The sequence below is a fragment of the Arthrobacter sp. TWP1-1 genome (assembly GCF_049897845.1).
Classification (GTDB): Bacteria; Actinomycetota; Actinomycetes; order Actinomycetales; family Micrococcaceae; genus Specibacter.
Window position 1 is genome coordinate 167,743 of record NZ_JAFCXC010000003.1, and the last position, 22,808, is coordinate 190,550.

Annotated in this window: 20 protein-coding genes and 1 riboswitch; of the genes, 4 read left to right on the forward strand and 16 right to left on the reverse strand. The window is 61.9% G+C overall.

The features are described from left to right. Nucleotides 1–11 precede the first annotated feature (11 nt). Nucleotides 12–518: a GNAT family N-acetyltransferase gene (locus ACP7B9_RS07235; RefSeq protein ID WP_425862068.1), complete on the reverse strand. Its 507-nt coding sequence runs from the start codon at nucleotides 516–518 to the stop codon at nucleotides 12–14. A 50-nt stretch (nucleotides 519–568) separates the two neighbouring features. Next, nucleotides 569–679: riboswitch (TPP riboswitch) on the forward strand. Between ACP7B9_RS07235 and thiC the strand changes: the two genes are divergently transcribed. After that, nucleotides 676–2,418, forward strand: coding sequence for a phosphomethylpyrimidine synthase ThiC (gene thiC / locus ACP7B9_RS07240; RefSeq protein ID WP_425862070.1), 1,743 nt, complete (start codon nucleotides 676–678; stop codon nucleotides 2,416–2,418). It overlaps the preceding riboswitch by 4 nt. A gap of 79 nt (nucleotides 2,419–2,497) precedes the next feature. Here the strand turns inward: thiC and ACP7B9_RS07245 are convergent, their stop codons facing one another. Next, the gene (locus ACP7B9_RS07245; protein ID WP_425862072.1) at nucleotides 2,498–3,247 is read right to left on the reverse strand and encodes an alpha/beta fold hydrolase; all 750 of its coding nucleotides are present in this window, start codon (nucleotides 3,245–3,247) and stop codon (nucleotides 2,498–2,500) included. Between the two features lie 135 nt (nucleotides 3,248–3,382). After that, entirely contained in the window at nucleotides 3,383–4,963 is a 1,581-nt protein-coding gene (gene ffh, locus ACP7B9_RS07250) for a signal recognition particle protein (protein WP_425862074.1), read from the reverse strand. A gap of 306 nt (nucleotides 4,964–5,269) precedes the next feature. Between ffh and ACP7B9_RS07255 the strand changes: the two genes are divergently transcribed. Further along, nucleotides 5,270–6,751, forward strand: a complete 1,482-nt coding sequence (locus ACP7B9_RS07255) for a glucose-6-phosphate dehydrogenase (RefSeq protein ID WP_425862076.1) — start codon at nucleotides 5,270–5,272, stop codon at nucleotides 6,749–6,751. A 76-nt stretch (nucleotides 6,752–6,827) separates the two neighbouring features. Here ACP7B9_RS07255 and ACP7B9_RS07260 read toward each other — a convergent pair whose 3' ends face one another. The 3 genes from ACP7B9_RS07260 to ftsY form a co-directional block, all read right to left on the reverse strand. Beyond that, nucleotides 6,828–7,166, reverse strand: a complete 339-nt coding sequence (locus tag ACP7B9_RS07260) for a P-II family nitrogen regulator (protein WP_044579315.1) — start codon at nucleotides 7,164–7,166, stop codon at nucleotides 6,828–6,830. Beyond that, nucleotides 7,163–8,524 carry an ammonium transporter gene (locus ACP7B9_RS07265; RefSeq protein ID WP_425862079.1) on the reverse strand — a complete coding sequence of 454 codons (1,362 nt, stop codon included), beginning with the start codon at nucleotides 8,522–8,524 and terminating at the stop codon, nucleotides 7,163–7,165. The genes ACP7B9_RS07260 and ACP7B9_RS07265 overlap by 4 nt, the downstream gene beginning before the upstream one ends. A gap of 262 nt (nucleotides 8,525–8,786) precedes the next feature. Next, nucleotides 8,787–9,980 carry a signal recognition particle-docking protein FtsY gene (ftsY, locus tag ACP7B9_RS07270; protein ID WP_425862081.1) on the reverse strand — a complete coding sequence of 398 codons (1,194 nt, stop codon included), beginning with the start codon at nucleotides 9,978–9,980 and terminating at the stop codon, nucleotides 8,787–8,789. A gap of 66 nt (nucleotides 9,981–10,046) precedes the next feature. On the opposite strand from ftsY, the gene ACP7B9_RS07275 reads away from it, so the two are divergent. After that, nucleotides 10,047–11,270: an MFS transporter gene (locus tag ACP7B9_RS07275; protein ID WP_425862083.1), complete on the forward strand. Its 1,224-nt coding sequence runs from the start codon at nucleotides 10,047–10,049 to the stop codon at nucleotides 11,268–11,270. On the opposite strand, the gene ACP7B9_RS07280 is transcribed toward ACP7B9_RS07275, so the two are convergent. The 3 genes from ACP7B9_RS07280 to ACP7B9_RS07290 form a co-directional block, all read right to left on the reverse strand. Then, nucleotides 11,267–11,797, reverse strand: a complete 531-nt coding sequence (locus ACP7B9_RS07280; RefSeq protein ID WP_425862085.1) for an NAD(P)H-dependent oxidoreductase — start codon at nucleotides 11,795–11,797, stop codon at nucleotides 11,267–11,269. The two genes, ACP7B9_RS07275 and ACP7B9_RS07280, sit on opposite strands and share 4 nt — an antisense overlap. A gap of 27 nt (nucleotides 11,798–11,824) precedes the next feature. Continuing rightward, nucleotides 11,825–12,340, reverse strand: a complete 516-nt coding sequence (locus tag ACP7B9_RS07285; RefSeq protein WP_425862087.1) for a flavin reductase family protein — start codon at nucleotides 12,338–12,340, stop codon at nucleotides 11,825–11,827. 138 nt (nucleotides 12,341–12,478) lie between these two features. Further along, on the reverse strand, nucleotides 12,479–13,681 hold the full coding sequence (locus tag ACP7B9_RS07290) for an LLM class flavin-dependent oxidoreductase (protein ID WP_425862089.1): 1,203 nt from the start codon (nucleotides 13,679–13,681) through the stop codon (nucleotides 12,479–12,481). Nucleotides 13,682–13,995: 314 nt separating this feature from the next. On the opposite strand from ACP7B9_RS07290, the gene ACP7B9_RS07295 reads away from it, so the two are divergent. Continuing rightward, nucleotides 13,996–14,979, forward strand: a complete 984-nt coding sequence (locus ACP7B9_RS07295; protein WP_425862091.1) for a transporter substrate-binding domain-containing protein — start codon at nucleotides 13,996–13,998, stop codon at nucleotides 14,977–14,979. 194 nt (nucleotides 14,980–15,173) lie between these two features. Here the strand turns inward: ACP7B9_RS07295 and ACP7B9_RS07300 are convergent, their stop codons facing one another. The 7 genes from ACP7B9_RS07300 to ACP7B9_RS07330 are packed head-to-tail and all read right to left on the reverse strand — an operon-like array spanning nucleotide 15,174 to nucleotide 22,621. Further along, nucleotides 15,174–16,631 carry an NtaA/DmoA family FMN-dependent monooxygenase gene (locus ACP7B9_RS07300; RefSeq protein WP_425862093.1) on the reverse strand — a complete coding sequence of 486 codons (1,458 nt, stop codon included), beginning with the start codon at nucleotides 16,629–16,631 and terminating at the stop codon, nucleotides 15,174–15,176. Between the two features lie 9 nt (nucleotides 16,632–16,640). Then, the gene (locus ACP7B9_RS07305) at nucleotides 16,641–17,783 is read right to left on the reverse strand and encodes an LLM class flavin-dependent oxidoreductase (RefSeq protein ID WP_425862095.1); all 1,143 of its coding nucleotides are present in this window, start codon (nucleotides 17,781–17,783) and stop codon (nucleotides 16,641–16,643) included. Continuing rightward, on the reverse strand, nucleotides 17,780–18,631 hold the full coding sequence (locus ACP7B9_RS07310) for a DUF1684 domain-containing protein (protein WP_425862097.1): 852 nt from the start codon (nucleotides 18,629–18,631) through the stop codon (nucleotides 17,780–17,782). The genes ACP7B9_RS07305 and ACP7B9_RS07310 overlap by 4 nt, the downstream gene beginning before the upstream one ends. Further along, nucleotides 18,612–19,775 carry an LLM class flavin-dependent oxidoreductase gene (locus tag ACP7B9_RS07315; RefSeq protein ID WP_425862099.1) on the reverse strand — a complete coding sequence of 388 codons (1,164 nt, stop codon included), beginning with the start codon at nucleotides 19,773–19,775 and terminating at the stop codon, nucleotides 18,612–18,614. The genes ACP7B9_RS07310 and ACP7B9_RS07315 overlap by 20 nt, the downstream gene beginning before the upstream one ends. Continuing rightward, nucleotides 19,772–20,764: an ABC transporter substrate-binding protein gene (locus tag ACP7B9_RS07320; RefSeq protein ID WP_425862101.1), complete on the reverse strand. Its 993-nt coding sequence runs from the start codon at nucleotides 20,762–20,764 to the stop codon at nucleotides 19,772–19,774. The genes ACP7B9_RS07315 and ACP7B9_RS07320 overlap by 4 nt, the downstream gene beginning before the upstream one ends. Nucleotides 20,765–20,774: 10 nt before the next feature. Then, nucleotides 20,775–21,593 carry an amino acid ABC transporter ATP-binding protein gene (locus ACP7B9_RS07325; RefSeq protein WP_425862102.1) on the reverse strand — a complete coding sequence of 273 codons (819 nt, stop codon included), beginning with the start codon at nucleotides 21,591–21,593 and terminating at the stop codon, nucleotides 20,775–20,777. Continuing rightward, nucleotides 21,590–22,621: an amino acid ABC transporter permease gene (locus ACP7B9_RS07330; protein ID WP_425862104.1), complete on the reverse strand. Its 1,032-nt coding sequence runs from the start codon at nucleotides 22,619–22,621 to the stop codon at nucleotides 21,590–21,592. The genes ACP7B9_RS07325 and ACP7B9_RS07330 overlap by 4 nt, the downstream gene beginning before the upstream one ends. Nucleotides 22,622–22,808 lie beyond the last annotated feature (187 nt).

The window sequence follows — 22,808 nt, forward strand, 5'->3', positions numbered from 1 at the left end:
GAAGCTTCAAGTTATTCCGGAGCGGTTAGTTTTATTTTCATGACGATGCGCCTGCCCACGATATCCAGGGCGGTCTCCTGTTCCCGCCGCTTGGCCAGCCCAGGAGTCCACTCCCCGTGTGGAAGCTCACTAAATCCACAACTGACATAAAAGGGTGCATTGAAGGGAACATCGGTAAAGGTGCACAAGGTCATGGAATGAAAACCCGCCTCGAGGGCCCATGCCTTGGCCGCGCTGACCAGGGACCGGCCGATCCCCTGCCGCGCATACTCCGGGCTGACAGCCAACTGCTCCACATGCGCCTGACCGTCCACGATTTCCAACCGGATAAAGCCCGCCGGTGGCCGCCCAGCAACCATAATGTGAAACGCCGCCGCGTACTCGGCCGGTAGTGCCGGCGGCGGAAACTCAGAAATGTTCATGGGCGGATCCAGCGTTTCAAAGGCAGCGTCGGCCTCGGCCTCGATGGAGGGCAACAGCGCGAACTCACTCAGTGCGGCAGGACGGATTTCAAGCATGCACCGATCCTACGGCTTGACAGCGGCCCCCGTTGATCGTGTAGCTTCGACTCTGACCACACGGGAGCCCCGAAGCAGGGGCTGAGACATGGGCTGAAGCTGCCCTGGACCGTTGAACCTGTCCGGGTAATGCCGGCGAAGGAAGTGAGTTTCACCCATGAGTTTCACCGAACAAAGCCCTGCCCACACGCTTTCTTACCTCAAGGACGAACAGCACGGGCTAAGCGTTCCGGTAACATCCATTTCACTGGACGACTCGGCACCGGGGCGCCCAAATCCACCCATTCAGGTGTACCGCACCGCGGGGCCGGGCAGCGACCCGGTCCGCGGGCTGCCGCCCTTGCGGGATCCCTGGATCAAGGATCGGGAGGACACCGAAAATTACCAAGGGCGCGGGCGTGAACTGCTCGACGACGGCCGCTCGGCCCAGCGGCGCGGCGCAGCATCCGCGGAATGGCAAGGCACGCAACGCACTCCCTTGCGATCCCTGGCAGGGCGCACGGTGACCCAAATGCACTACGCAAGGGCCGGCGTCGTCACTGCCGAAATGAGGTTCGTGGCGCTGCGCGAAAATTGCTCCGTGGAGCTCGTTCGCAGCGAGCTGGCGGCCGGCCGGGCCATCATTCCCAGCAACATCAACCACCCCGAATCCGAACCCATGATCATTGGCAAGGCGTTCCTGGTGAAGATCAATGCGAACATCGGTAATTCGGCCGTCACGAGCTCCATTGCCGAAGAGGTGGACAAGCTGCAGTGGGCCACACTGTGGGGTGCTGACACCGTCATGGACCTTTCAACCGGCGATGACATTCACACGACGCGTGAATGGATCATCCGCAATTCGCCGGTTCCCATTGGCACCGTGCCCATTTATCAGGCGTTGGAAAAGGTCAATGGTGAAGCCCACAACCTCACATGGGAAATTTTCCGCGACACCGTGATCGAACAGTGTGAGCAGGGCGTGGACTACATGACCATCCACGCCGGAGTGCTGCTCCGCTATGTCCCGCTCACGGCCAACCGGGTGACCGGCATTGTCTCCCGCGGTGGATCCATCATGGCCGGATGGTGCCTTGCCCACCATCAAGAGAATTTCCTCTACACGCACTTTGATGAGCTGTGCGAAATTTTTGCCCGCTACGACGTCGCGTTCTCCCTGGGCGATGGCTTGCGTCCCGGCTCAACGGCCGACGCCAATGACGCTGCCCAATTTGCCGAGCTGGATACCCTGGCCGAACTGACGAAGCGGGCTTGGCGCTACGACGTCCAGGTCATGGTGGAGGGGCCGGGCCACGTCCCGTTCCACCTTGTCCGCGAGAACGTTGAGCGGCAGCAAGAGCTCTGCGATGGCGCGCCGTTTTATACATTGGGGCCGCTCGTCACTGACATTGCGCCGGGTTATGACCACATCACGTCCGCGATCGGCGCGACCGAAATTGCCCGGTACGGTACGGCAATGCTGTGTTATGTGACGCCCAAGGAACACCTGGGATTGCCTAACAAGGATGACGTCAAGACCGGTGTCATCACCTACAAGATCGCTGCCCACGCGGCCGATATGGCCAAGGGGCATCCCGGCGCCCGGGACCGCGACGACGCATTGTCTAAGGCCCGCTTTGAATTCCGCTGGCGCGATCAGTTCTCGTTGTCATTGGATCCTGCCACGGCCGAGGCCTTCCACGACGAGACGCTCCCTGCAGAACCTGCAAAGACCGCGCATTTTTGTTCCATGTGCGGTCCGAAGTTTTGCTCCATGAAGATCAGCCAAGACATCAGGGATACCTATGGAACGGCCGCGCAACAAGAGAACATAGTTGGCGGCATGGCGAGCAAGAGTGCAGAATTCCTGGCCGCCGGAGCCAAGGTGTACCTGCCTGAATTGGTGGTCCCCCGGAGCTAAATGCGCTGCGATAGACGCGCTGCGTCAGGCGCTGGCAGCGTTGGGGGCTGCCAGCGTCAGGCGTCAGGCGCTAGCGGTGTCAGGCGTGCAGGGCGTCTTCCTGGGCGGCAACAAACGCGGAGATCATCTCCGCGCCCTGGGGGTTGTCATGCGGGCGGTGGCCACCGGGGGCCACCCGGTGGACGGCCCCTGTTGTGGTGAGATACTCCGCGATCTCCTCATAGAGGGGCTCCCAGCCACCGGTCAGCACCAGCGTCGGAACTCCGGGAACAATATGCAACGGGGCTTCCCACTGAGGCGCCTGCAGGTGGATGCGTGCTGCGATCCTGGCCGAAGACTCGGCCGGGACCGGCCGCACCACACCTGCGGCACCGGGGCTGTATCCGGCCCGGCCGGGCCCAGCCATGGAAGCTGTCACTCGTCGGAATTCCGCAGAGAAGGCCATATCCGACAGTTCCGCGCTGCGGGCAAACAGTGGCTCAACGTACTCGCGGTACGCGGCGGTGGCCGGGAGTTCGGCCGTGAGAGACAGCAGCGCCGGCTCCACCAAAATCAGTGACTTCACCAACTCGGGACGTTCCACGGCCGCCATCACGGCCGCTATGGCGCCTTGTGCGTGGGCAACAATGTGCCCACCCTCACCCAGGGCGTCAATGACAATACGGGCATCGGCCTCAAAATCCGTGGCCACGGGAGGTTCGACGGCGTCAAAACCGGTCCGCTTGAGAAAGAGGCAATCGTAGTTCCCGGCTAAGAGATGTTGGGCCGGCCAGGCTGCAACACCATAGCCGTCCATGCCGTGCACAAACACAATCCGGGTTTTACTCATTGGTGCAGGTTACCGGATGGCCCTGACAAATTGCCCGATTTCGCCGCAGAGCCGAAGGCCACAAAAAGCGAAAGGCCCCGTCCGGCGTCGTAATTCAACAACTTTCGACAACACGGACGGGGCCTTGAAGCAAAACTACTTGCCCAGGAACTTCTCAAAACCCTTGGGCAGGTTCAGGCTGCTGGGATCGAAGTCCTCGGCACCTGCGCCGGCACCAAAAGCTGCTCCCGTGGGCAAGCCCTTGGGCGCGTTGGCCTTCTCTTGCGCGGCCTTCAGCTCGGCAGCAGCCTTCGCCGGGTTACCTGACTTGGCCTTCTTCTTGGGGCTCTGCTTTCCCTTGCGGGCGCTGTTGAAGCCGCCGGGGCCGGCCATGCCGGGCATGCCCGGAATGCCGCCACCCTGTGCCATCTTCTTCATCATCTTCTGGGCCTGGCCAAAACGCTCCAGCAGGCCGTTGACCTCGGAAACGTGGACACCAGAACCCTTGGCGATGCGGGCGCGGCGTGAACCGTTGACGATCTTCGGGGCTACACGCTCGTGCGGGGTCATGGAGCGGACGATGGCCTCGACGCGGTCGATCTCGCGCTCGTCGAAGTTCTCCAGCTGCTGACGCATGCCGGCGGCACCGGGCATCATCATGAGCATCTTCTTCATGGAGCCCATTTTGCGAATCTGCTGCATCTGGGCCAGGAAGTCATCCAGGGTGAAGTCTTCCTGGTCGGCGAACTTCTTCGCCATCCGCTCGGCTTCGCCCTTGTCCCAGTTCTTCTCAGCCTGCTCGATGAGCGTGAGCACGTCACCCATGTCAAGGATGCGGCTGGCCATGCGGTCGGGGTGGAACAGCTCGAAGTCGTCCAGGCCCTCGCCGGTGGAGGCGAACATGACTGGCTTGCCGGTGATGGAAGCGACCGAGAGGGCTGCACCACCGCGGGCGTCGCCGTCGAGCTTGGTCAGCACAACTCCGGTGAAGTTGACGCCTTCGTTGAACGCCTGGGCCGTGTTGACGGCGTCCTGGCCGATCATGGCATCGATGACGAAGAGGACCTCGTCCGGGTTGATGGCGGCGCGGATGTCCGCGGCCTGCTTCATCAGCTCGGCGTCGATTCCCAAGCGGCCGGCGGTGTCAACAATGACGACGTCGTACAGCTTGGACTTGGCCTCGGCCAAACCGGCCATGGCAACGGCTACGGGATCGCCTGTGGCTGACTCAAATTCGCTGGACACACCCGGGTGCGGTGCGAAAACGGGGACGCCTGCGCGCTCACCGTTGACCTGGAGCTGCTTGACGGCGTTGGGGCGCTGCAAATCTGCGGCGACCAGAAGGGGGCTGTGGCCCTGACCCTTGAGCCACTTGGAGAGCTTTCCGGCGAGGGTTGTCTTACCGGCACCCTGCAAACCAGCCAGCATGATGACGGTGGGCGGGTTCTTGGCCAGGTTGATGCGGCGGGTTTCCCCACCGAGAATCGTGACGAGTTCCTCGTTGACGATCTTGACGATCTGCTGCGCCGGGTTCAGCGCCTCGTTGACCTCGGAGCCGAGCGCACGTTCGCGCACCTTGGCGGTGAATTCGCGAACTACCGGAACGGCAACGTCGGCATCCAGCAGGGCACGGCGGATCTCGCGCACTGTGGCATCGACGTCGGCCTCGCTGAGCCGGCCCTTGCCGCGGAGGTTTTTGAAGGTTGCTGTCAACCGGTCAGATAGGGAGTTGAACACGCGCCGCGTACTTCTTTCGTCAGGGATTAACCGACGCCCGCGCGGACCGGCCATAAGGCCTGCCCGCGCATACGGCGCGGCAATTTCGATTTTCAGGATGAGACCGGCGGAGGGCGTTTTGCGCCACCCCACTCCCTTTCCTGAGGGACTCAACTATCAAGGGTACCAACTTGCGAGCTCCTTCGCTGCACGCGCCGCCAACGGATTCCGATTGGCTTCCCATGAACTTTCCGTCAACAAAAATTCGATCGTTCCCTGCGCAAGGGTGCTGAATTTCCAGTTCCTTAGTGGCATGCTGATTGCGTGATGAAAACCTCTTCTGAATCAGACCCCCAGTCCACTGCCACGCACGACGCCGGGTCCCCGGCCAACGCGCCCAGCCCCGGTGGGCGCATCAAGACTTTGGTAATTTTGGGCGCCTCCGGCGACCTGACCGGCCGGCTGCTGCTGCCCGGTGTTGCCCGCCTGATCGCCTCGGGCCGTGCGCCCGGGCTCAGATTAGTGGGCGCTGGCAACGATGCGTGGCCTGCCCAACAGTGGCAGGACAGGCTCACGGAGAGCTTTGCCGATGCACTTGCCCCGGGTGGCGCCTCAACGGAGGCAGGAATTGCCGAGCTAAAGACGGTTCAGAAGGACAGCACGTACCACCAGCTCGATGTCACGGCCAAGGGCGCATTGGGTGCGTTCCTGAAGGACGTTGAGGGGCCAGTGGCACTGTACTTTGCCCTGCCGCCGGCCGTCAGCCAAAAGGCCTGCGAGATTCTCGCCAAGAAGGATCTGCCTGCCGGCACCCGGTTGGTCATGGAGAAGCCGTTTGGCTCAAGTACCGAATCGGCGCAAGAACTTAACGCCACCTTGGCCCGCCTAGTGCCCGAGGATCACATCCACCGCGTGGACCACTTCCTGGGCAAGTCCACGGTTCTGAATATCATGGGGCTGCGCTTCGCGAATAGGTTGCTGGAGCATTCTTGGAATGGCGACCACATTGAAAAGGTCGAGATTGTTTTTGACGAACCCCTGACACTGGAGAACCGGGCCCGCTATTACGATCATGCCGGAGCGGGCCGCGACATGATTCAGAGCCATCTGCTGCAAATCATGGCCATCATGGCCATGGAACCGCCGGCCACGCTCGACGAGCACGATGTCCGCTCCAGCATTGCCGCTGTCCTTCGGGCCAGCAGCGTTGGCCGTGACGGCGACCTGGCTCAGCACACCCGTCGGGCCCGCTACACCGCCGGGGCTATTGCCGAGCGTGCCGTGCCCAACTATCTGGACGAGGAGGGCGTGGATCCGGCCAATGGCACCGAGACATTGGCGGAGGTTGAAGTCTTCGTCAACAATTGGCGTTGGGCCGGGGTGCCGTTCATCCTGCGATCTGGCAAGGCCTTGGGCCGTGCCCGCAAGGAGGCTGTTGTGACCTTCAAGCCGGTCCCGCATCTCCCCATCGGCTTCAAGGGGACTGACTCCCCCACCCGATTGCACATTGGATTTGGCCCGGAGACGCTAACCCTGGATCTGGACGTCAATGGCCCAGGTGACCTCTTCACGCTCGACCGGGTTCAGCTGAATGCCAAGCTGTCCAGCGATCCTCTGCTGCCTTACGGTGAAGTGCTCGACGGCGTGCTCAGCGCGGATCCGCTCCTCTCCGTCCGCGGCGACACGGCCGAGGAATGCTGGCGCATCGTCGAACCCACCTTTGCCGCATGGAAGGCCAACGAGGTCCCCATGGAGGAATACGCCGCCGGGTCCATGGGCCCGGAGACCTGGGCCACCAGTAACGATTAACTGCAGACGAACGACGGCGGCCCCTGAGGTGAGAAGATTTCTCACCTCAGGGGCCGCCGTCGTCCGTTGAAGTACTTTAGATCGCGGCTACGCCGCGTTCGCCGGTCCGTACGCGGACAGCTTCATACACTTCGATCATCCAGACCTTGCCATCGCCGGCGGTGCCGGTGTTGGAGCTGGCGACGATGATGTCCATGAGATCGTAGGCCTGCTCATCGCTGGCGAGGACCTCGATCCTGATCTTCGGGTGAAGGTCGACCGTGTATTCGGCACCGCGATAAACCTCGGTGTGGCCGCGCTGGCGTCCGTAGCCGTGAGCCCCGCTGACCGTTAGGCCCTGGACGCCGTAGCTTTCCAGCGCGTTACGGACATCGTCTAGTTGTTCCGGTCGGATGATCGCCGTAATAAGTTTCATGCGTCTACCTTCGCTTCCACGGTGTTCGATTCCTTGGACCCTGAAGCCTTGGGGAGTTTTTCAAGGAGGGGTGAGAAGCTGCCGGAGTTGCGGCCACCCAGGTCATAGGCTGATTCTGCATGAATTGCGACGTCAATCCCGTCTGCTTCATGTTCGCTGGAGATACGGAAGCCCATGGTCTTGTTGATAATCCAACCGATGATGAACGCGATCACGAAGGAGTAGATCATAACAGCGAATGCGCCGATGGCCTGCTTACCCAGGAGTTCCAAGCCGCCGCCGTAGAAGAGACCCTGGCCGCCTGCCGGTGAGTTTTCGTCGGCCGCAAGGCCGATGAACAAGGTGCCGACAATACCGCCGACGAGGTGAACACCTACAACATCAAGCGAATCGTCAATGCCAAAGCGGTACTTCAGGCCAACGGCCAAGGCGCAGACCATGCCGGCGATCAGGCCGAGAACCAACGACCACACAGGGGTCAGGGCGGAGCATGCGGGGGTGATGGCAACCAAACCGGCTACGGCACCCGAGGCGGCACCAAGTGAGGTGGCGTGACCGTCGCGAAGCTTCTCAACCAAGAGCCAACCCAAGATTGCAGCAGCCGGTGCGGCAAGCGTGTTGATCCAGGCGTAACTGGCAACCCCGTTGGCGCCCAGTGCGGAACCAGCGTTGAATCCGAACCAGCCGAACCAGAGCAGGCCAGCGCCGAGCATTACGAAGGGAAGGTTGTGCGGGCGGTGGCTCGGATCCTTGCCGAAGCCCTTGCGCTTGCCCAAGATCAGGGCCAGTGCAAGTGCAGCTGCACCGGCATTGATGTGAACGGCGGTACCACCGGCAAAGTCAATAACGCCAAGGCCCTGGCCGATCCAACCGCCTGTGGGGTTGCCGTCAGCGTCCTCGGTAAAGGAGAAGACCCAGTGAGCCACAGGGAAGTAGACAACGGTGACCCAGATGGCTGCGAAAAGCATCCAGGCGCCGAACTTGGCACGGTCTGCAATTGCGCCCGTAATAAGGGCGACGGTGATGATGGCAAACACTCCCTGGAAGCCCACGAAGGCGATCTCAGGGATGGTGCCCACCAGCGGCATGGTGTCGCCGGTATCAAGGACTCCCTGGAGACCGAACTTTTCGAACGGGTTGCCCAGGAGGCCGCCGCCAACATCGCTACCGAATGTTGCCGAGTAGCCGAACAGGATCCAAATGACGCCGACCACGGCGATGGCGCCGAAGCTCATCATCATCATGTTCAGCACACCCTTGGCCCGGGTCATGCCACCGTAAAAAAATGCGAGTCCGGGAGTCATCAACAGCACCAAGGATGCGGAGACTAGGACCCAAGCTGTATCGCCAGTATTCATCAGCTGGCCTTTCTTTGCGAGAGTTACTGCCGGCCGCCTCTTTGGGCCCGTGCAATGTGGACTCTTACAATGTTGGGTCCTTGATGTTTCATGGTGAAGCTCACTAGATTTCCAGCACGTTACATTATTGGCCTCTTTGTTAAGGTCAAACGACACCCATGTTTCGGGCGTGTTTCACGAGCCCGAACCGGCTCGGAGTTCCTTGCACAAAAGGGTGCCCGCCGAAGCGGACACCCTTCATAACACCAGCTAAGCAGCGCTTTTAGGTCAAAAGTGCGTCCACAAAGCTCTCTGCATCAAACGGGGCCAGATCGTCGGCGCCTTCACCGAGGCCAACCAGCTTTACAGGAACGCCCAGCGTCTTCTGAATGGCAACAACGATGCCACCCTTTGCAGTTCCGTCAAGCTTGGTCAGGACGATTCCGGTGATGTTGACGACCTCGGCAAAGACCTTTGCCTGGGTCAAGCCGTTCTGTCCCGTGGTGGCATCGAGCACCAGCAGCACCTCATCAACCGTGGCCTGCTTTTCGATGACGCGCTTGACCTTGCCGAGCTCGTCCATCAAGCCGACCTTGTTCTGCAGGCGCCCGGCGGTGTCAATCATGACAACATCCACCTCCTGGTCGATGCCTGCCTTCACGGCCTCAAAGGCGACGGACGCCGGGTCTGCACCATCGACGTCGGACTTCACAGTGGGCACACCCACGCGCGCACCCCACGTGGCCAACTGCTCGGCGGCGGCGGCACGGAAAGTATCCGCGGCACCGAGGAGCACGTCCTTTTCCTCGGCGACCAGCACGCGGGCCAGCTTGCCAACCGTGGTGGTCTTGCCCACGCCATTGACGCCAACAACCATCAGCACGGCCGGACGGTCCTCGTGGCGCTCAATATTCAGCGTGCGGTCCATGGTGGGATCGATCAGCTTGATGAGTTCCTCGCGCAGCATCGCCTGCACATGTTCAGGGCTCCGCACCCCCAATACCTTCACGCGATCGCGCAGCGTATCCACAAGCTCCATGGTGGAATCCGTGCCGATGTCCGCCAGCAGCAGCGTCTCCTCGACCTCGTCCCACACGTTTTCATCGATCGTGTCGCGCGAAAGCAGCGCCAGCAGGCCCTTGCCCAGCGCGTTGTTTGACTTGGAAAGGCGCGCACGCAGGCGTACCAGACGGCCTTCAACGGGAAGCGGAGTTTCCAGCGACGGTGCTTCCGGGATTACCTCGACTGCTTCAAGGTCTTCAATGTCCGACGGCGGGACCTGGGTTTCCGGGCGGTCCGCCACCAGGGTGCCGCCGCCTTGGGCGTCGGCAGTATCCAGCGGGGCCGGGTCATTGGCATCGCGCGGACCAGTGTAGTTCTGACTGCTGCGGCGGCTCTTCAGGAAGACCGGAATGAGCCCGCCAATGACGGCGAGCCCAACAACAATGGACAGGATGATGGGGAGAAGATCGTTCACACCCCCAGTCTCTCACGACGGCTGCGGGGCACCGGATTCTGTCACCTTGTGACAAACTCTTAGCTGATGTCACTAACTAGCTCCGCTTCCCCCAGTTCCGCCAAACCGGCTCCGGTGAAACTTCCCCGCGAGATCAAGGTGCTGGTTGCAGCCGCCTTCATGATCGCCATCGGCTTTGGCATTGTGGCACCCGTGCTGCCGCAATTCGCCCAAAGCTTTGATGTCAGCGTCACCGCCGCTGCCGTGGTGGTCAGCGCATTCGCCTTCACACGGCTGATGTTTGCACCGCTCAGTGGCTGGCTCGTGGAGCGGATGGGCGAACGGCGCACCTATATATTGGGCATCCTGATTGTTGCGGCGTCATCTGCCGCGTGTGCTTTTGCCCAAAACTACTGGCAGCTGCTGCTGTACCGCGGTCTTGGCGGCATCGGCTCCACCATGTTCACCGTCGCTGCCATGGGGTTGCTCATCAGATTGGCTCCCCCGCAGGCCAGGGGACGGATTTCCAGCCTGTACGCCGGATCATTCCTGTTGGGCAACATTGCCGGACCCGCCGTGGGCGGATTGTTGGCCGGGCTTGGCCTGCACCTGCCGTTCTTGGTCTACGCAGCCGCGCTGGTCCTGGTTGCGATCCTTGTTGCCACCATGCTGCCGGCCGTTGTCCCGTCCAAGGCGCGGTCCACGGCCGTCAAGGAAATCCTGCCACTGCGCACAGCCCTGGCCCTGCCGGCCTACCGTGCCGTGTTGACGTCGGGATTCGCCAATGGCTGGTCAGCATTCGGAATCCGCATGGCGCTCGTCCCGTTGTTCGCCACGGCAGCTCTGGGAGCGGGACCGGAAGTTGCCGGTATTTCCCTGGCTGTTTTTGCCATCGGAACCGGTGTGGCCCTGACCTTCTCCGGCAAGCTGACGGACTCATTGGGTCGCAAGCCCATGATCCTTGCAGGCTTGGCCGTCAACGGCATTGCCATGGGCGTCCTAGGATTCACCGGCAACGAATTTTGGTTCTTCGTTGTCTCAGCCATTGCCGGTCTCGGCAGCGGACTCATGGGCCCAGCCCAACAAGCCACCGTGGCTGACGTGATCGGCAACGACCGCTCCGGCGGCAAGGTCCTGGCTACATTCCAAATGAGCTCGGACCTTGGCGCCATTATCGGCCCCATCGCCGCCGGTTTCCTGGTGGACGCGTTCTCCTACGGGCCGGCGTTCCTCATGGCCACCGCCGTCGCGCTCATCAGTTTCTTGTTCTGGCTACCGGCCAAGGATACGAAATTGACCGGTTCCGCTTAGACGAGCGGCCGCAACGCCCCGAGCGCAGCCGATCCCTTGACGGCGGCCGCCAGATCCACCAGCGCTTCCCCATGCCGTAAGGACAGTTCGGCGGCCCTGCCGGTCGGCGGCCCCGTGTCGTCGAAATCGCTGCCATGGAAGTACAGATCAGGGGCCAAAACCTGTGTGCCAAAGAACCCGGCCAGCGTTGCGGACAGCTCACGTGTCCCCAGAAAATGCTCCCCTGAGGCTCCCGTCATGACAACGGCCACAGGAGTTCCAGCCAGCGGCTCTGAGCCGGGCTTTCTACCGATCTTTTCCAGCAAGGTCCGCAACGCCGCGGTGTGGGTAGCCCGGTATGTTGGACTTCCAAGCACGACGGCGTCCGCCTCGGCAATGCGGGCCACAACGTCCGGGTGGTCGTGACGGATCAGCTCCGTTTCTGCTCCGCGGCCTGCCGCACCGGCCAGGACTGCCGTGACTGCGGCCGCGGTCTGCCGCACCGGCCAGGACTGCCGTGACTGCGGCCGCGGTCTTGCCTGGCCCATAAGGGCTGCCATCGATGCCCACAACGATCATGCGCGAGCCCCAACGAGTGCCGGAGCCGACTGGACCCTTGCATACGCTCCTTTATAGAACAGCAGGGGTTCGGCTTCAGTCCTAGCCTCCAAGGCGTGCACGGAACCCACCACAATGGTGTGATCCCCGCCGTCGTACTCCTGGTGGAGCTCGCAGTCGACCCAGGCCAGCGCCTGGTCCAACACGGGGTTACCCAGGGGCGAATCGGTGTAGCCAACCCCAGCGAATTTGTCGGCGCCGGAGCGGGCAAATTGTGCCGAGAGGTGCTGGTGCTCGGCCGGCAGGATGTTGATGGTGAAGCGGCCGGTAGCGCGCAGCAGCGGCCAGGTGGAGGAGGTGCGGGCCGGGCTGAACGTCACGAGCGCCGGATCAAGTGACAGCGAGGCAAAGGACTGGCAGGTGAAGCCGGCAGGCCCCTCCGGAGTCGCTGCGGTGATGATGGTCAGTCCTGTGGCGAAGTGGCCCAGTACGTTGCGCAGCTGGTGTGGTGTGACGGACGGTTGGGGTGTCATGGCGCTTCCTTTCGTGGCTGTCCTGCTACAACATCACCTTGGCGAGGCCGCGGCCAATACCGCTGACATTCTCGGCAACACTGCTCAACGACACTCAACATGACGTGACGGGGCGTAACAAACCCGCCCCCGCCAGAGCTACAGTTTTTGCACTATCAATTCCATGCGCAAATCGAGATCCAGGCGGACATCGTCAAGATCCCCCACCTCGATGACAGGAAGGGCGTGGGTGGCCTTCGCCGATGCACCCGTCCCGTGTTCCGGCAGGCCCAAATTGCCTCGCAGCGTGCTGGCGGCATAGTCACTGGGATAGGCGGCGCGGGCCTGCAACTCCGGCACCAGGTGGTTCACGATGTCGGCAAGTTCATCCGCGAACAGCCAAGGCATGAGCGTAAATCCATCCACAGCCCCGGAGCGGGCAAAGTCCAGCAGCAGATCTGCAACGCCCGCATAAGAGCCGACGAACGCCCGCCCGTCCCACACCGATTCAGGCAATTGCCCGCGCATCCAGTCCGCCTTTTCGGCTGCCTCTTCGGCGGTGGGGGCCAGAACGAAGGTAGCGGCCTGGATGATTTTCACATCGTTAGCGCCCCGTCCGGCATCCAAGCTGCGCGTAACCACATCCCGCCTGAACGCCAGTGCCTCCTCGAGACTCGCGGCTGCGGAGATGAACACATCGGCAGACCCGACAGCCTTGGTGACATCGTCAGTAGATTCAGCCTCGTGGATCACGACTGGACCGCGACGCACTTCCGGCTGGCGGAGCGCACCAAGGCCAACACTGTAGAGCTGGCCGCCACGCTCGAAGGCGCCCAGCGTTTCCACCGGACCGCGGGGCTCAGCCCTGTTCAGCGTTTCCCAGGCTCGCTGTGTGGATTCAATCAGACCGTGTCGCCCGTCAGCAGAGGCGATTCCTTCCTCATCCGATTCGAGGGCTATCTCCCCGTATACGGCGCCATTGGCGAGGATGTGCCACGCAGCGCGTCCGGCGGAAATCTTGTCCAAGGACGCGATTCGGTGGGTGAGGTCCGCGGGGTCGTCATAGTTTGGAGCCGCTGCCGCAACCAACCCAATATTTGTGGTCACGGCCGCTAGGGCTGCCAGCAGCGTCGAAACATCGTTACTGCCGGACGGATCCGTCGCCGATACAGCTCCGGGATCTTCGCGGAGCCAATACCGTTCATCCAAGGTCAGGAGCGAGAACAAGCCACGTTCGGCCGTCTGTGCCAGGGTGCGGAGCTCATCGAAACTCATTTCTGCGGCCGGCCCCAACAAACTCACCCCGAAATGGAGTTGGCCCGTTGGAGTGAATCCGGCCTGAGGTGCGTCGATGTTCTTCATGGTGTCTTTCTACTGGGGCGGTGAGGAACGCCGGTCCCGTGCATCTTTGGCCGGGACGGCTGGCAGCTTCGTGTCTAGAGCGTTTCACAAGCCCGCGGTGACCATGTTGCACAACGTAATATTCGCCGGCTTCCTCGGGGAGAAATCCCTGACATTGCGGGCTTCTGCGGCACCTTCGCATGTCCCGATGAGACGCCCCACGACGCACCGTGAACCCGTGTATCCGCGCATTTCCTGCGCTTTGGAACTGCTCTACAGGCTGCCGGATAGTTGCTGTCACCACAACAATCCATCATCAATTGGCAGAGGAAAACATGAAGCATCCCATCACCCAGTCAGCTCTTTCCATCGCTGTCGCCGCCTCGGCGCTCCTTGGCCTGACAGCGTGCTCAGATCCGGGCGCCAGTGCGGCACCGGCCGCGGGCGCAGCCGCTGCAAATGGCACGGCAGTTAAGACGTTCAACTTGACGCCAAATCAGGAGCGGGTCTCCGTTGCCGAGGACCCGGCAGCGGCCGCACTTGTCCCCGCCGAGATCAAGAAAGACGGCAAGCTCACTGTTGCCGTCAGCCCGTTCGCGGCTCCCCTGGCCGTGTACGCCACGGACAATAAGACCCCGGTAGGCAACGAGGTGGACATCGCCGTTGCCCTGGCCCAGACTCTGGGTTTGGAGGCTGAGATCGTCCCCACCGCCTGGGCAGACTGGCCCCTGGGCGTGGCCTCCGGCAAGTACGAGGCCGCCCTCACGAATGTGACAGTTACCGAGGAACGCAAGCTCAAGTTCGACTTCGCCAGCTACCGTGAAGACAAGCTCGGCTTCTATGCCAAGGAAGACAGCACCATCACGAAGGTGGAATCTGCACCCGACGTCGCCGGCAAGAAAGTCATTGTCGGTTCCGGCACCAACCAAGAGTCCATCTTGCTCGCGTGGAACAAGACCAACGTTGCCAATGGGCTGGCGCCCGTGGATTTCCAGTACTACGACGATGATTCCGCATCGACTTTGGCCCTGCAATCCGGCCGTGCAGATCTCACCTTCGGCCCCAATGCAACGTCCGCCTACAAGGCAGCCACCGACGGTAAGACCAAGCTTGTTGGACTCGTGGACGGCGGTTGGCCCTTGAAAGCGAGCATCGCCGCCACCACGTTGAAGGGCAACGGTCTGGCAGCTGCGGCGCAGGCGGGTCTGAACCATCTCATCGCCGATGGCAGCTACGCCAAGATCCTGGAGAAGTGGGGACTGTCCAGCGAGGCCGTCAAGGAGTCCGAGCTGAACCCGCCCGGCTTGCCGGCAAGCTAAGTCCACACCTCCACACCTCCACATCACAGTACGACGGCGGGAGGTTCCCTTTCGAATGAAAGGGAACCTCCCGCCGTCGTCCGTTAAGCGCACCCACCCAGACGCTCGCTCACTTATGGGGCCATTATCCGGAACCCTCCTGCACCTGGTGAGCGAGCGTTGCCCGAAAGTGCCCCGTAAGTGAGCGAGCGTTGCTAGAGGTGGAGCTGGCGGGCGGCCAGTTCCAGCCTTATCTCACTGGAAGGATCACCGTAGCTGTCGCCTTGTGCAGCCTCCGGGCGTTTGGGCACGGGCAGGCCCAGATGGTCACGCAGCGTGGTTCCGGCATACTCCGTGGGGTAGACGCCTCGGGCCTGCAGTTCGGGGACAAGGTGATTGACGATGTCATCGAGCCCGGTGGGGACCAGCCACGGTGAGATGTTGAATCCGTCGACCGCACCCGTGGCGGCATAGCGGGCAAGAGTGTCCGCTACGTCAGTGTAGGAACCCGTGAAGGTGGCATCAACTCTGCTGGTCTTGCCGGAAACGAACTGCCGGATGGACAGCCCCTTATCCTTGCTCTCGGCCCGCCACTGGTCCGCCAGTTGGCGGGCCTTGGCGCCGTGAAAACCGCTGCCCCGGGTCTCGGACGTTTCGGCAACCACGGGATCGATCTCCGGCAGCGGCCCGTCGGGATCGTACTCTGAGAGCTCCCGTCCCCAGAACTGTTCCAGATAGGCAATGGCCTGTTGCGGACCAATCTGCAAGCTACGGACCCATTCCTTTTTGTCGTTGGCTTCCTGCGCCGTGGCGGCAAGGATGAACTCGCTTGCTGGCATAATCTGGACATCGTTCGGTCCACGGCCTGCGTTGACGCTTCGGGAAACGATGTCACGACGGAACTCTAGGGCAGCCGCGTAGGCCGGGTGGGCGGAGAAGATAACGTCGGCCTGGCGGGCCGCAAAGTCACGCCCTTCAGGAGAATCGCCGGCTTGGAACAACACCGGCCGGTACTGGCTGCTGCGGGGCAGGCGCGGCGCATAGTCAACCGAGTAGTGCTGACCCTCGTGCCGAACCTGCCGCACAGAGCCCGGATTCGCCCATGCAGGTTCAGTTTCGGATTCGGCGATGGCACTGTCTTCCCAACTGTCCCAGATCCGCTTTGCCGTCGTCACGAAAGCTTCCGCATGACGGTACCTGTCGGCATGGTCCAGGTACCCGCCGCGACGGAAATTCTCCCCCGTCCACGCATTGTCGGTTGTGACAACGTTCCACGCAGCCCGGCCGCCCGAAAGCAGGTCCAGGGAAGAGAGCCGGTGTGCCAGATGGGCGGGATCGTTATAGGTGGTGTTTTGGGTGGCCACGAGCCCAATCTTGTTGGTCACACCCGCCAGGGCAGCCAGCATGGTTTGGGCGTCGGGCCGCCCCGCCACATCGAGCGCGTGGGGGCGCCCCAGGTGCTCCCTTAGCCGCAGGCCTTCGCCGAGGAAGAACGCCGCAAAAAGCCCGCGCTCTGCCGTCTGTGCCAGATGCCGGAATGAATCAAAATCCGTTTGCGATCCGGATTCCTCGGCTTTCCAAATGGTGCCGGAATTGACGCCTTGAAAGAAGACGCCAAATTGTAGCTGCCCGGTGGGGATGAATCCGTTGCCGATCTCGCTGTTTTCACTCATGGTCTCTCCTTAGTTTCCAACGGTTTCATAGCGGTTGGCCGCACGGCCAAGCCCCAGCAAGTCCCGGAAGGTCGCGTCCGCTTCAATCGGGACCAGCACGCCCTTGCGGCGCAGAACTGGGAGCACCAGCCGGGACAGTTCATCGAGGTCTACGTCCAATACGGCCGGGTGTAGCCGGACGCCATCGGCCGTTGCCAGAATCTCGGTCAGCAGTTCCACCAGGCCTTCGGCCCCACCGGCATACCGGGCGCGGCTGCTGATCCACGGCGTGTGGGCATCGAGGTGGGCAACGCGTTCCGCGGCGCACTGGCCCCGGGCATCGAGCACCACGTCCAGCTCGGCGATGACGGCCACGGCGCCTTGAGAGCGTTCACGAACCTGCGCTGCCGCTGCGGGCAGTTGCTCCGCGGAGGCAGCCGTCACCAGCACGGCATCGATTCCGGACTCGGGGCCACCCAAGGGCAGGCCGTCTGCTACCAATTCCGCGGGAGCCAGAACCGGCAGTTGTCCTTGTAGGGGACGCGGAATGATGGCCGGCCCCTTGACCGAATATCCCGGACCGGGAAAATCGGGGCCAGTCTCAAAATCGGCATAGTGAAGTTTGTCGACATCCAAGTACCGGCCGGAGTTAACGTCGCGGATCACGGCGTCATCCTCCCAGCTGTCCCAAAGCCGGCGGCCTACCTCCACAGAGGCGGCGGCCTCCAAAGCACGCGCATCACCCTCAATTGCTCCTCGTCCTACGGCGGCCCCTTCGCGCTCAGTGCCTTCGGCGGCGACGAGCCAGCCGGACCGTCCGCCGGAAACATAGTCAAGGCTGGCCAACTGAGTCGCCACATGGAAAGGCTCCGTGTAGACGGTGTCCACCTCGGGAACCAGGATGATGCTGTGGGTTATTGGACCGGCAAAAGCTGCCCGCTGGACGGCATCGAGCCGACCCCCAATGTCTTCTCCGCCGCCCAATGGCCCATCGGAAAACGTTGCAATGTGAAACCCGGCCGATTCAGCCGCAAGGACCGTGGAGCGGATTCTTTCACCGCTCAAGAGTTCCGCGGGTGTGTGCCGGGCAGCCCGCCACGCGGCCGGGTGCGCCCCGTCGCCGTCGAGCTCAAGGGCCAGGAAACCGGGTCGATGCTGATCTGCGGCGCTCATTTGGCGGCCTCTCGTTCAAAGGGTGTCTTCTCGCCGGCGGCAATGGCCACGGGCAAATGGTTTTCGGCCGGGGGTAAGGGGCAGGTGGCCAAATCCGTGTAGGCGCACGGCAAGTTCACGGCTCGGTTGAAATCAAGGGTTGCCGCGCCTCCTGCCTCCGGGGCAGAAAATGTCAGGGACCGGTTGGCCACATAGGTGGTGTCCCCGGAGGTTTCATCAGTGAACAGCACCAGGAACGTGCCCGGCGCCGATCCATTGAACGCCGTGAGTTCCAGCTCCCGGCCGTCGATCCTGAACTTCACCGTCCCTGGTGCCTGATAGACGTGCTGGATACCTTCGACGGCGGCGCCAACGGTCGTCTCTCTTGGCCGGCGGAACGGGACGTACTGTGCTGCGAGCGCAAACGACAGGGTCGGCGTGTAAGCGGGCGTGCCATGGTATTCGCGGAGTAAAGCATTGCTGGGGTTCCGCGGCCGGAGCACGTATTCGCCCCCGCGCTTGGCCAGCTCCAGAACGGTGTCGCCATAGCTGAGGTTGATGCCGTCACGTTCGGCGATGGGACCGAACACGAGTTCCCCGTTCGCATTCAATCCCTCAGGGGTGTTCAGTTCGGCGCCGTCACGGAGCAGGCTGATGCCAGACTCCAAGGTGAGATGAACGGCGTCGTCCTCAACGCGCCATGTCCCGGGCGCCCCTGCGAGCGCTGTTGCGTCAGCGGTGAGCCAGTGCAGCTCGGTGACGGCAAGGAATCCATGGGGATCGCTGCGAAGTTTTTCGTGGGCCTCGTGCCATTGCTGCCAGTCGGTGTTGAAAGCAGTTTTGCGGGTTTCAGTGGCTGCTGTAGACATGGTTGCTCCTGTGGGTGAGGTGGTCTGCGGAGATGATGGTGGCGGCGTCGCTGACGTGGGCACCGGCGAAGGCCGGACGTCCGGCGTAGGGATCACTCGTTTCCCAGAGCGTTGTTGGCGCCGCTGCCTTGACAGCGGGAATGACCTCTGTGGCGAAGCGTGCCAGCAGCTCCAGCTGTTGCTCGAACGGCAGGGTGGTTGGCAGTGAGATGGATTGCAGATCATGGCCATAGAGCTCGTGGTAGCTCAGGATCTTGTCAATGACCTGTTCCGGGCTGCCCACAAGCGCGGGTCCTTCGGCAACTGCGTGGTCTATGTCCCGGTACGGCGAGTTGTTACCGGGTACATTGCGTCCAACGGTCAGCGCCTCATAGACGGGGCCATACTGACGTTTGGCCTCCTGGGTGGTGTCCGCGAGGAACACTCCCCCGGCGCCACTGCCAGATCCTAGGTATTGGTGCTGCGGATCGTGGCCGTGCCGCGCATATTCCTCACGGTAGTGATCAATGAGTCCCTTGTAGTTTTCGCGTGGTTGGATGGCGTTCGCCGTAAACAACGGATCTCCCCATTGCGCGGCGAGCGCGGCAGACGCCAGTGACGTGGCCGAGCCGTGCCACACGCGGGGTGCGCCGGCAAAGGGGCGCGGCGTGGTGGTTGTTGGATCGGTCAGCGGAGAACGGAAGTGTCCGTACCAGGTGACATCTTCCTCACGCCACAGCCGGCGCAACAGGGCGTACTTTTCCTCAAGCAGGTCCCACTGGTTATCCAGAGACAAGCCAAAGAGCGGATATTGGAGCGCCTCGTTGCCTTTGCCGATGACTAATTCCAGGCGTCCCCTGCTGAGCTGGTCGATCGTGGCATAGTCCTCGGCAACCCTGACAGGGTCAAGGACAGAGAGCACCGTGACACCGCTCTGCAGCCGAATGGTTGAGGTCACCGCGGCGATGGCGGCAAGCACCGTGGTGGGTGATGAGGAGATGAACTCCCCTGCGTGCCGCTCACCCACGGAGAAGCTGTCATAGCCAAGCTCCTCGGCCAGTTGCGCGGTCTGCACAACCTGGTTGAGCCGCTCTGCTGTGGAGACTATGTCACCCGTCACCGGATTCTTCAGGTGGGGAATGATGTCAAGGACCTGAAATTTCACTTGGCACCTGCCTTGTAGTTGGACGCCGTGATGGTTTCGGCGGCAGGAAGGGCTTCCTCCGACAGACCCCAGCGGGCCAGGACCTTTCCATAGGAGCCGTCCTTGATCACGGCGTTCAGGGCGTCGGTGATGGCAGGTGCCAGGCCGTTGTCCTTGAGGGTGGTAGCTGCCACGAGGGTTTCATTGGGCCAGCCCGCGTTGACCTTGCCCACAATCTTCAGATCATCGCGGGTGTTGGTGCGGTACACGGCGGAGGGGTAGGGCGTGATGTTGACATCGGTGCGTCCTGAGCCCAAGGCCAGGATGGTGTCCGCATCCGAGGAGTAGTACTGCAGTTCCGCAGGTGCCTTGCCCTTGGCAACAAGCTCCTTGTTCCAGGCGAGCAGGATCTTTTCCTGGTTGGTGCCTGATCCTACGGAGATCTTCAACCCGGAGATGTTGTCGGAGTCCTTGATGTCATAGCTGGAGGTGCTCTTGGCTTCGAAGGCCATGAATGCGGCCCGGTAGGTGGAAAAGTCGAAGAGCTTCACACGGTCGGCATTGATACCCACGTTGGAGAACACAGCCTCCAGATCACCTGATTGCGTCTTTAGCGGCCAGTTCTCCCAGGCCGTCACCTGAACATCCAATTCCAGGCCGAGCTTGTCTGCCACCAACTGGGCAATATCCATTTCCGAGCCGACGGGCGTCTTATTGTCCGTGGCATAGAAACTTAGCGGCACCGCCCCGGCCGTGGTCCCGACCGTGAGCTTTCCATCCTTGGCGATGGCAGCTGGCACCTCAGCCACAAGGGCGGCGTCCTTCTCGGCGCGGATCCGGTTTTGCTCCGGGGAACTGTTGTAAATCACACCGTTGGCGGCCGCCGTCGTCGAATCTCCGCTCGCGGCCTGTGCCCCGGGATCGGAGCAGCCGGTCAGCATCGCCATGCCGGCAAGGACGACGGCGGGGAGCACGGCGAGGGTGCGAAGGCGTGGGGAAGACTGTGACATGAGGGATTCCTTAGATGTTGAAGGCTGGTTCGATGATTTTGGAGAAGAAGCTCTTGGTGCGCTCCTGCTGGGGGTTGGCGAAGATCTCCGCCGGGGTGCCACGTTCCACAATCTGGCCCTGATCCATGAACACCACGGTGTCTGCCACGTCGCGGGCAAACCCCATCTCGTGCGTGACGATGATCAATGTGGTGCCGGAGGTGGCCAGTTCCCTAATGACGTCTAGGACTTCGTTGACGAGTTCCGGGTCCAGGGCGCTGGTGGGCTCGTCGAAAAGTAGGATCTTCGGGTCAAGGGCCAGCGCCCGGGCGATGGCCACGCGCTGTTGCTGACCGCCGGACAGTTGACGGGGATAGGTTTCGGCTTTATCGCCCAAGCCCACCCGTTCCAGCAATTCCAAACCACGACGGCGGGCCTCGACCTTGGTCTTGCCCTGCGCCACGACGGGTGCTTCCGCCACGTTTTCCAGTGCTGTGAGATGACCAAAGAGGTTGAAGTTTTGAAACACCATGCCGATCTCGGTGCGCTGCTTGAGGATCTCCTTTTCACGGAGTTCATGCAGGGTGTGTCCGCGTTTCTTGTAACCCACTAGGGATCCGTCAATGGCGATGTAACCGGAATCCACCTTTTCCAGGTGGTTGATGGTGCGCAACAGCGTTGACTTTCCTGATCCTGACGGACCGAGGATGGCTGTAACGCCGCCAGGCTCAACCGTCAGGGACACGCCCTTGAGCACGTGCAATGCGCCAAAGCTCTTGTGAACGTCGGTGATTTCCACCAAACCTCGCGTCGAGGGCAGGGCAGGGGCGGGTGTTTCGGTGATGGTCATCGCAAGTCCTTAGCGGTAGTGCGGAGAGTGAAGAACTTCTTGGCCTTTTGTAACGGCGTCAGCGGCAGGGTGCGTACAGCACCCTTGGCATAGTGCCGTTCGATGTAGTACTGGAAAACACTCAGCACAGACGTGATCACGATGTACCAGAGGGTTGCAACCAGCAGCAGCGGCAGAACCTGTTGCGTGCGGTTGTAAATGACCTGCACGGTGTAGAACAGTTCCGAGTACGCCAGGACATACACAATGGAGGTGCCCTTGACCAGCCCGATGATCTCGTTGAACGCCGTCGGCAAGATGGAACGCATGGCCTGGGGCAAAACGATCCGCGTGGATCTGCGCCACGCCGGAATGCCCAGCGCCGACGCCGCCTCCAACTGGCCCTGATCCACGGAAAGAATGCCGCCGCGAATGATCTCCGCAGAGTACGCCGCCTGGTTCAGGGTCAAGCCAAGGATGGCCGCGGCAAACTGGCTGATCAGGGTGGTGGTCTGGACCTCGAAGAACGTCACGCTGGTGAAAGGAATACCAAGGCTGACCTTCTCGTAGAGGTACCCGAGGTTGTACCAGAGCAGCATCTGCACCAGCAGAGGCGTGGAGCGGAAGATCCACGAGAACGTCCATGACACCGAGACCAGCAACGGGGAGGCCGAAAGCCGCATCAGCGCCAGAATGAAACCCAACACAAATCCAAGGGCTCCGGCGATGACCGTCAGCTTCAAGGTTTCCCCCAACCCGCGAATCACGGATTCGGCCGTAAACCACTGCGCCACCACATCCCATTCCCAGCGCGGGTTGGTGGCCAGGGACCACAGAACCGCAGCAAGGCCTAGGGCCACCACTGCCGTGCCAACCCACCGCCATGGGTGTTTGGCGGCCACCAGTTTGTAGCCGGAGTAGTCGGCAACTGCGCGCGGCGGCACGGTGGTGCCGTCATCGCTTCCGGCAGTTCCGGCGTCGTACTTAGCCTGTGTGGGCTCATGTGTCTGGGTGGCCGGTTGCTCCACCTCGGTCGGTGCGGTGCTCATGCGCCACCTCGATTCTTCCCGTGGTTGATTGAAGATTTACTTCCTCGATGGCTGCAAATCTAGGCGCGTTTGCGAGCGTCTTCCAAGGCCCCCGTTGCACTGCTTCATGATCGGACGCACTGCGTCACATGTCCTTTCATGAACGCACAATGACGCACTGTGAACGGCCGTGAACCGACGTGACAGC

Coding starts and splice junctions, on each gene's coding strand:
- thiC (WP_425862070.1), top strand. CDS start 676: ATGAGTTTCACCGAACAAAGCCCTGCCCACACGCTTTCTTACCTCAAG.
- ACP7B9_RS07255 (WP_425862076.1), top strand. CDS start 5,270: ATGAAAACCTCTTCTGAATCAGACCCCCAGTCCACTGCCACGCACGAC.
- ACP7B9_RS07325 (WP_425862102.1), bottom strand. CDS start 21,593: ATGACCATCACCGAAACACCCGCCCCTGCCCTGCCCTCGACGCGAGGT.
- ACP7B9_RS07235 (WP_425862068.1), bottom strand. CDS start 518: ATGCTTGAAATCCGTCCTGCCGCACTGAGTGAGTTCGCGCTGTTGCCC.
- ACP7B9_RS07285 (WP_425862087.1), bottom strand. CDS start 12,340: ATGACACCCCAACCGTCCGTCACACCACACCAGCTGCGCAACGTACTG.
- ACP7B9_RS07265 (WP_425862079.1), bottom strand. CDS start 8,524: ATGAATACTGGCGATACAGCTTGGGTCCTAGTCTCCGCATCCTTGGTG.
- ACP7B9_RS07330 (WP_425862104.1), bottom strand. CDS start 22,621: ATGAGCACCGCACCGACCGAGGTGGAGCAACCGGCCACCCAGACACAT.
- ACP7B9_RS07280 (WP_425862085.1), bottom strand. CDS start 11,797: ATGGGCCAGGCAAGACCGCGGCCGCAGTCACGGCAGTCCTGGCCGGTG.
- ACP7B9_RS07320 (WP_425862101.1), bottom strand. CDS start 20,764: ATGTCACAGTCTTCCCCACGCCTTCGCACCCTCGCCGTGCTCCCCGCC.
- ACP7B9_RS07260 (WP_044579315.1), bottom strand. CDS start 7,166: ATGAAACTTATTACGGCGATCATCCGACCGGAACAACTAGACGATGTC.
- ACP7B9_RS07310 (WP_425862097.1), bottom strand. CDS start 18,631: ATGTCTACAGCAGCCACTGAAACCCGCAAAACTGCTTTCAACACCGAC.
- ACP7B9_RS07300 (WP_425862093.1), bottom strand. CDS start 16,631: ATGAGTGAAAACAGCGAGATCGGCAACGGATTCATCCCCACCGGGCAG.
- ACP7B9_RS07290 (WP_425862089.1), bottom strand. CDS start 13,681: ATGAAGAACATCGACGCACCTCAGGCCGGATTCACTCCAACGGGCCAA.
- ACP7B9_RS07295 (WP_425862091.1), top strand. CDS start 13,996: ATGAAGCATCCCATCACCCAGTCAGCTCTTTCCATCGCTGTCGCCGCC.
- ACP7B9_RS07245 (WP_425862072.1), bottom strand. CDS start 3,247: ATGAGTAAAACCCGGATTGTGTTTGTGCACGGCATGGACGGCTATGGT.
- ACP7B9_RS07275 (WP_425862083.1), top strand. CDS start 10,047: ATGTCACTAACTAGCTCCGCTTCCCCCAGTTCCGCCAAACCGGCTCCG.
- ACP7B9_RS07305 (WP_425862095.1), bottom strand. CDS start 17,783: ATGAGCGCCGCAGATCAGCATCGACCCGGTTTCCTGGCCCTTGAGCTC.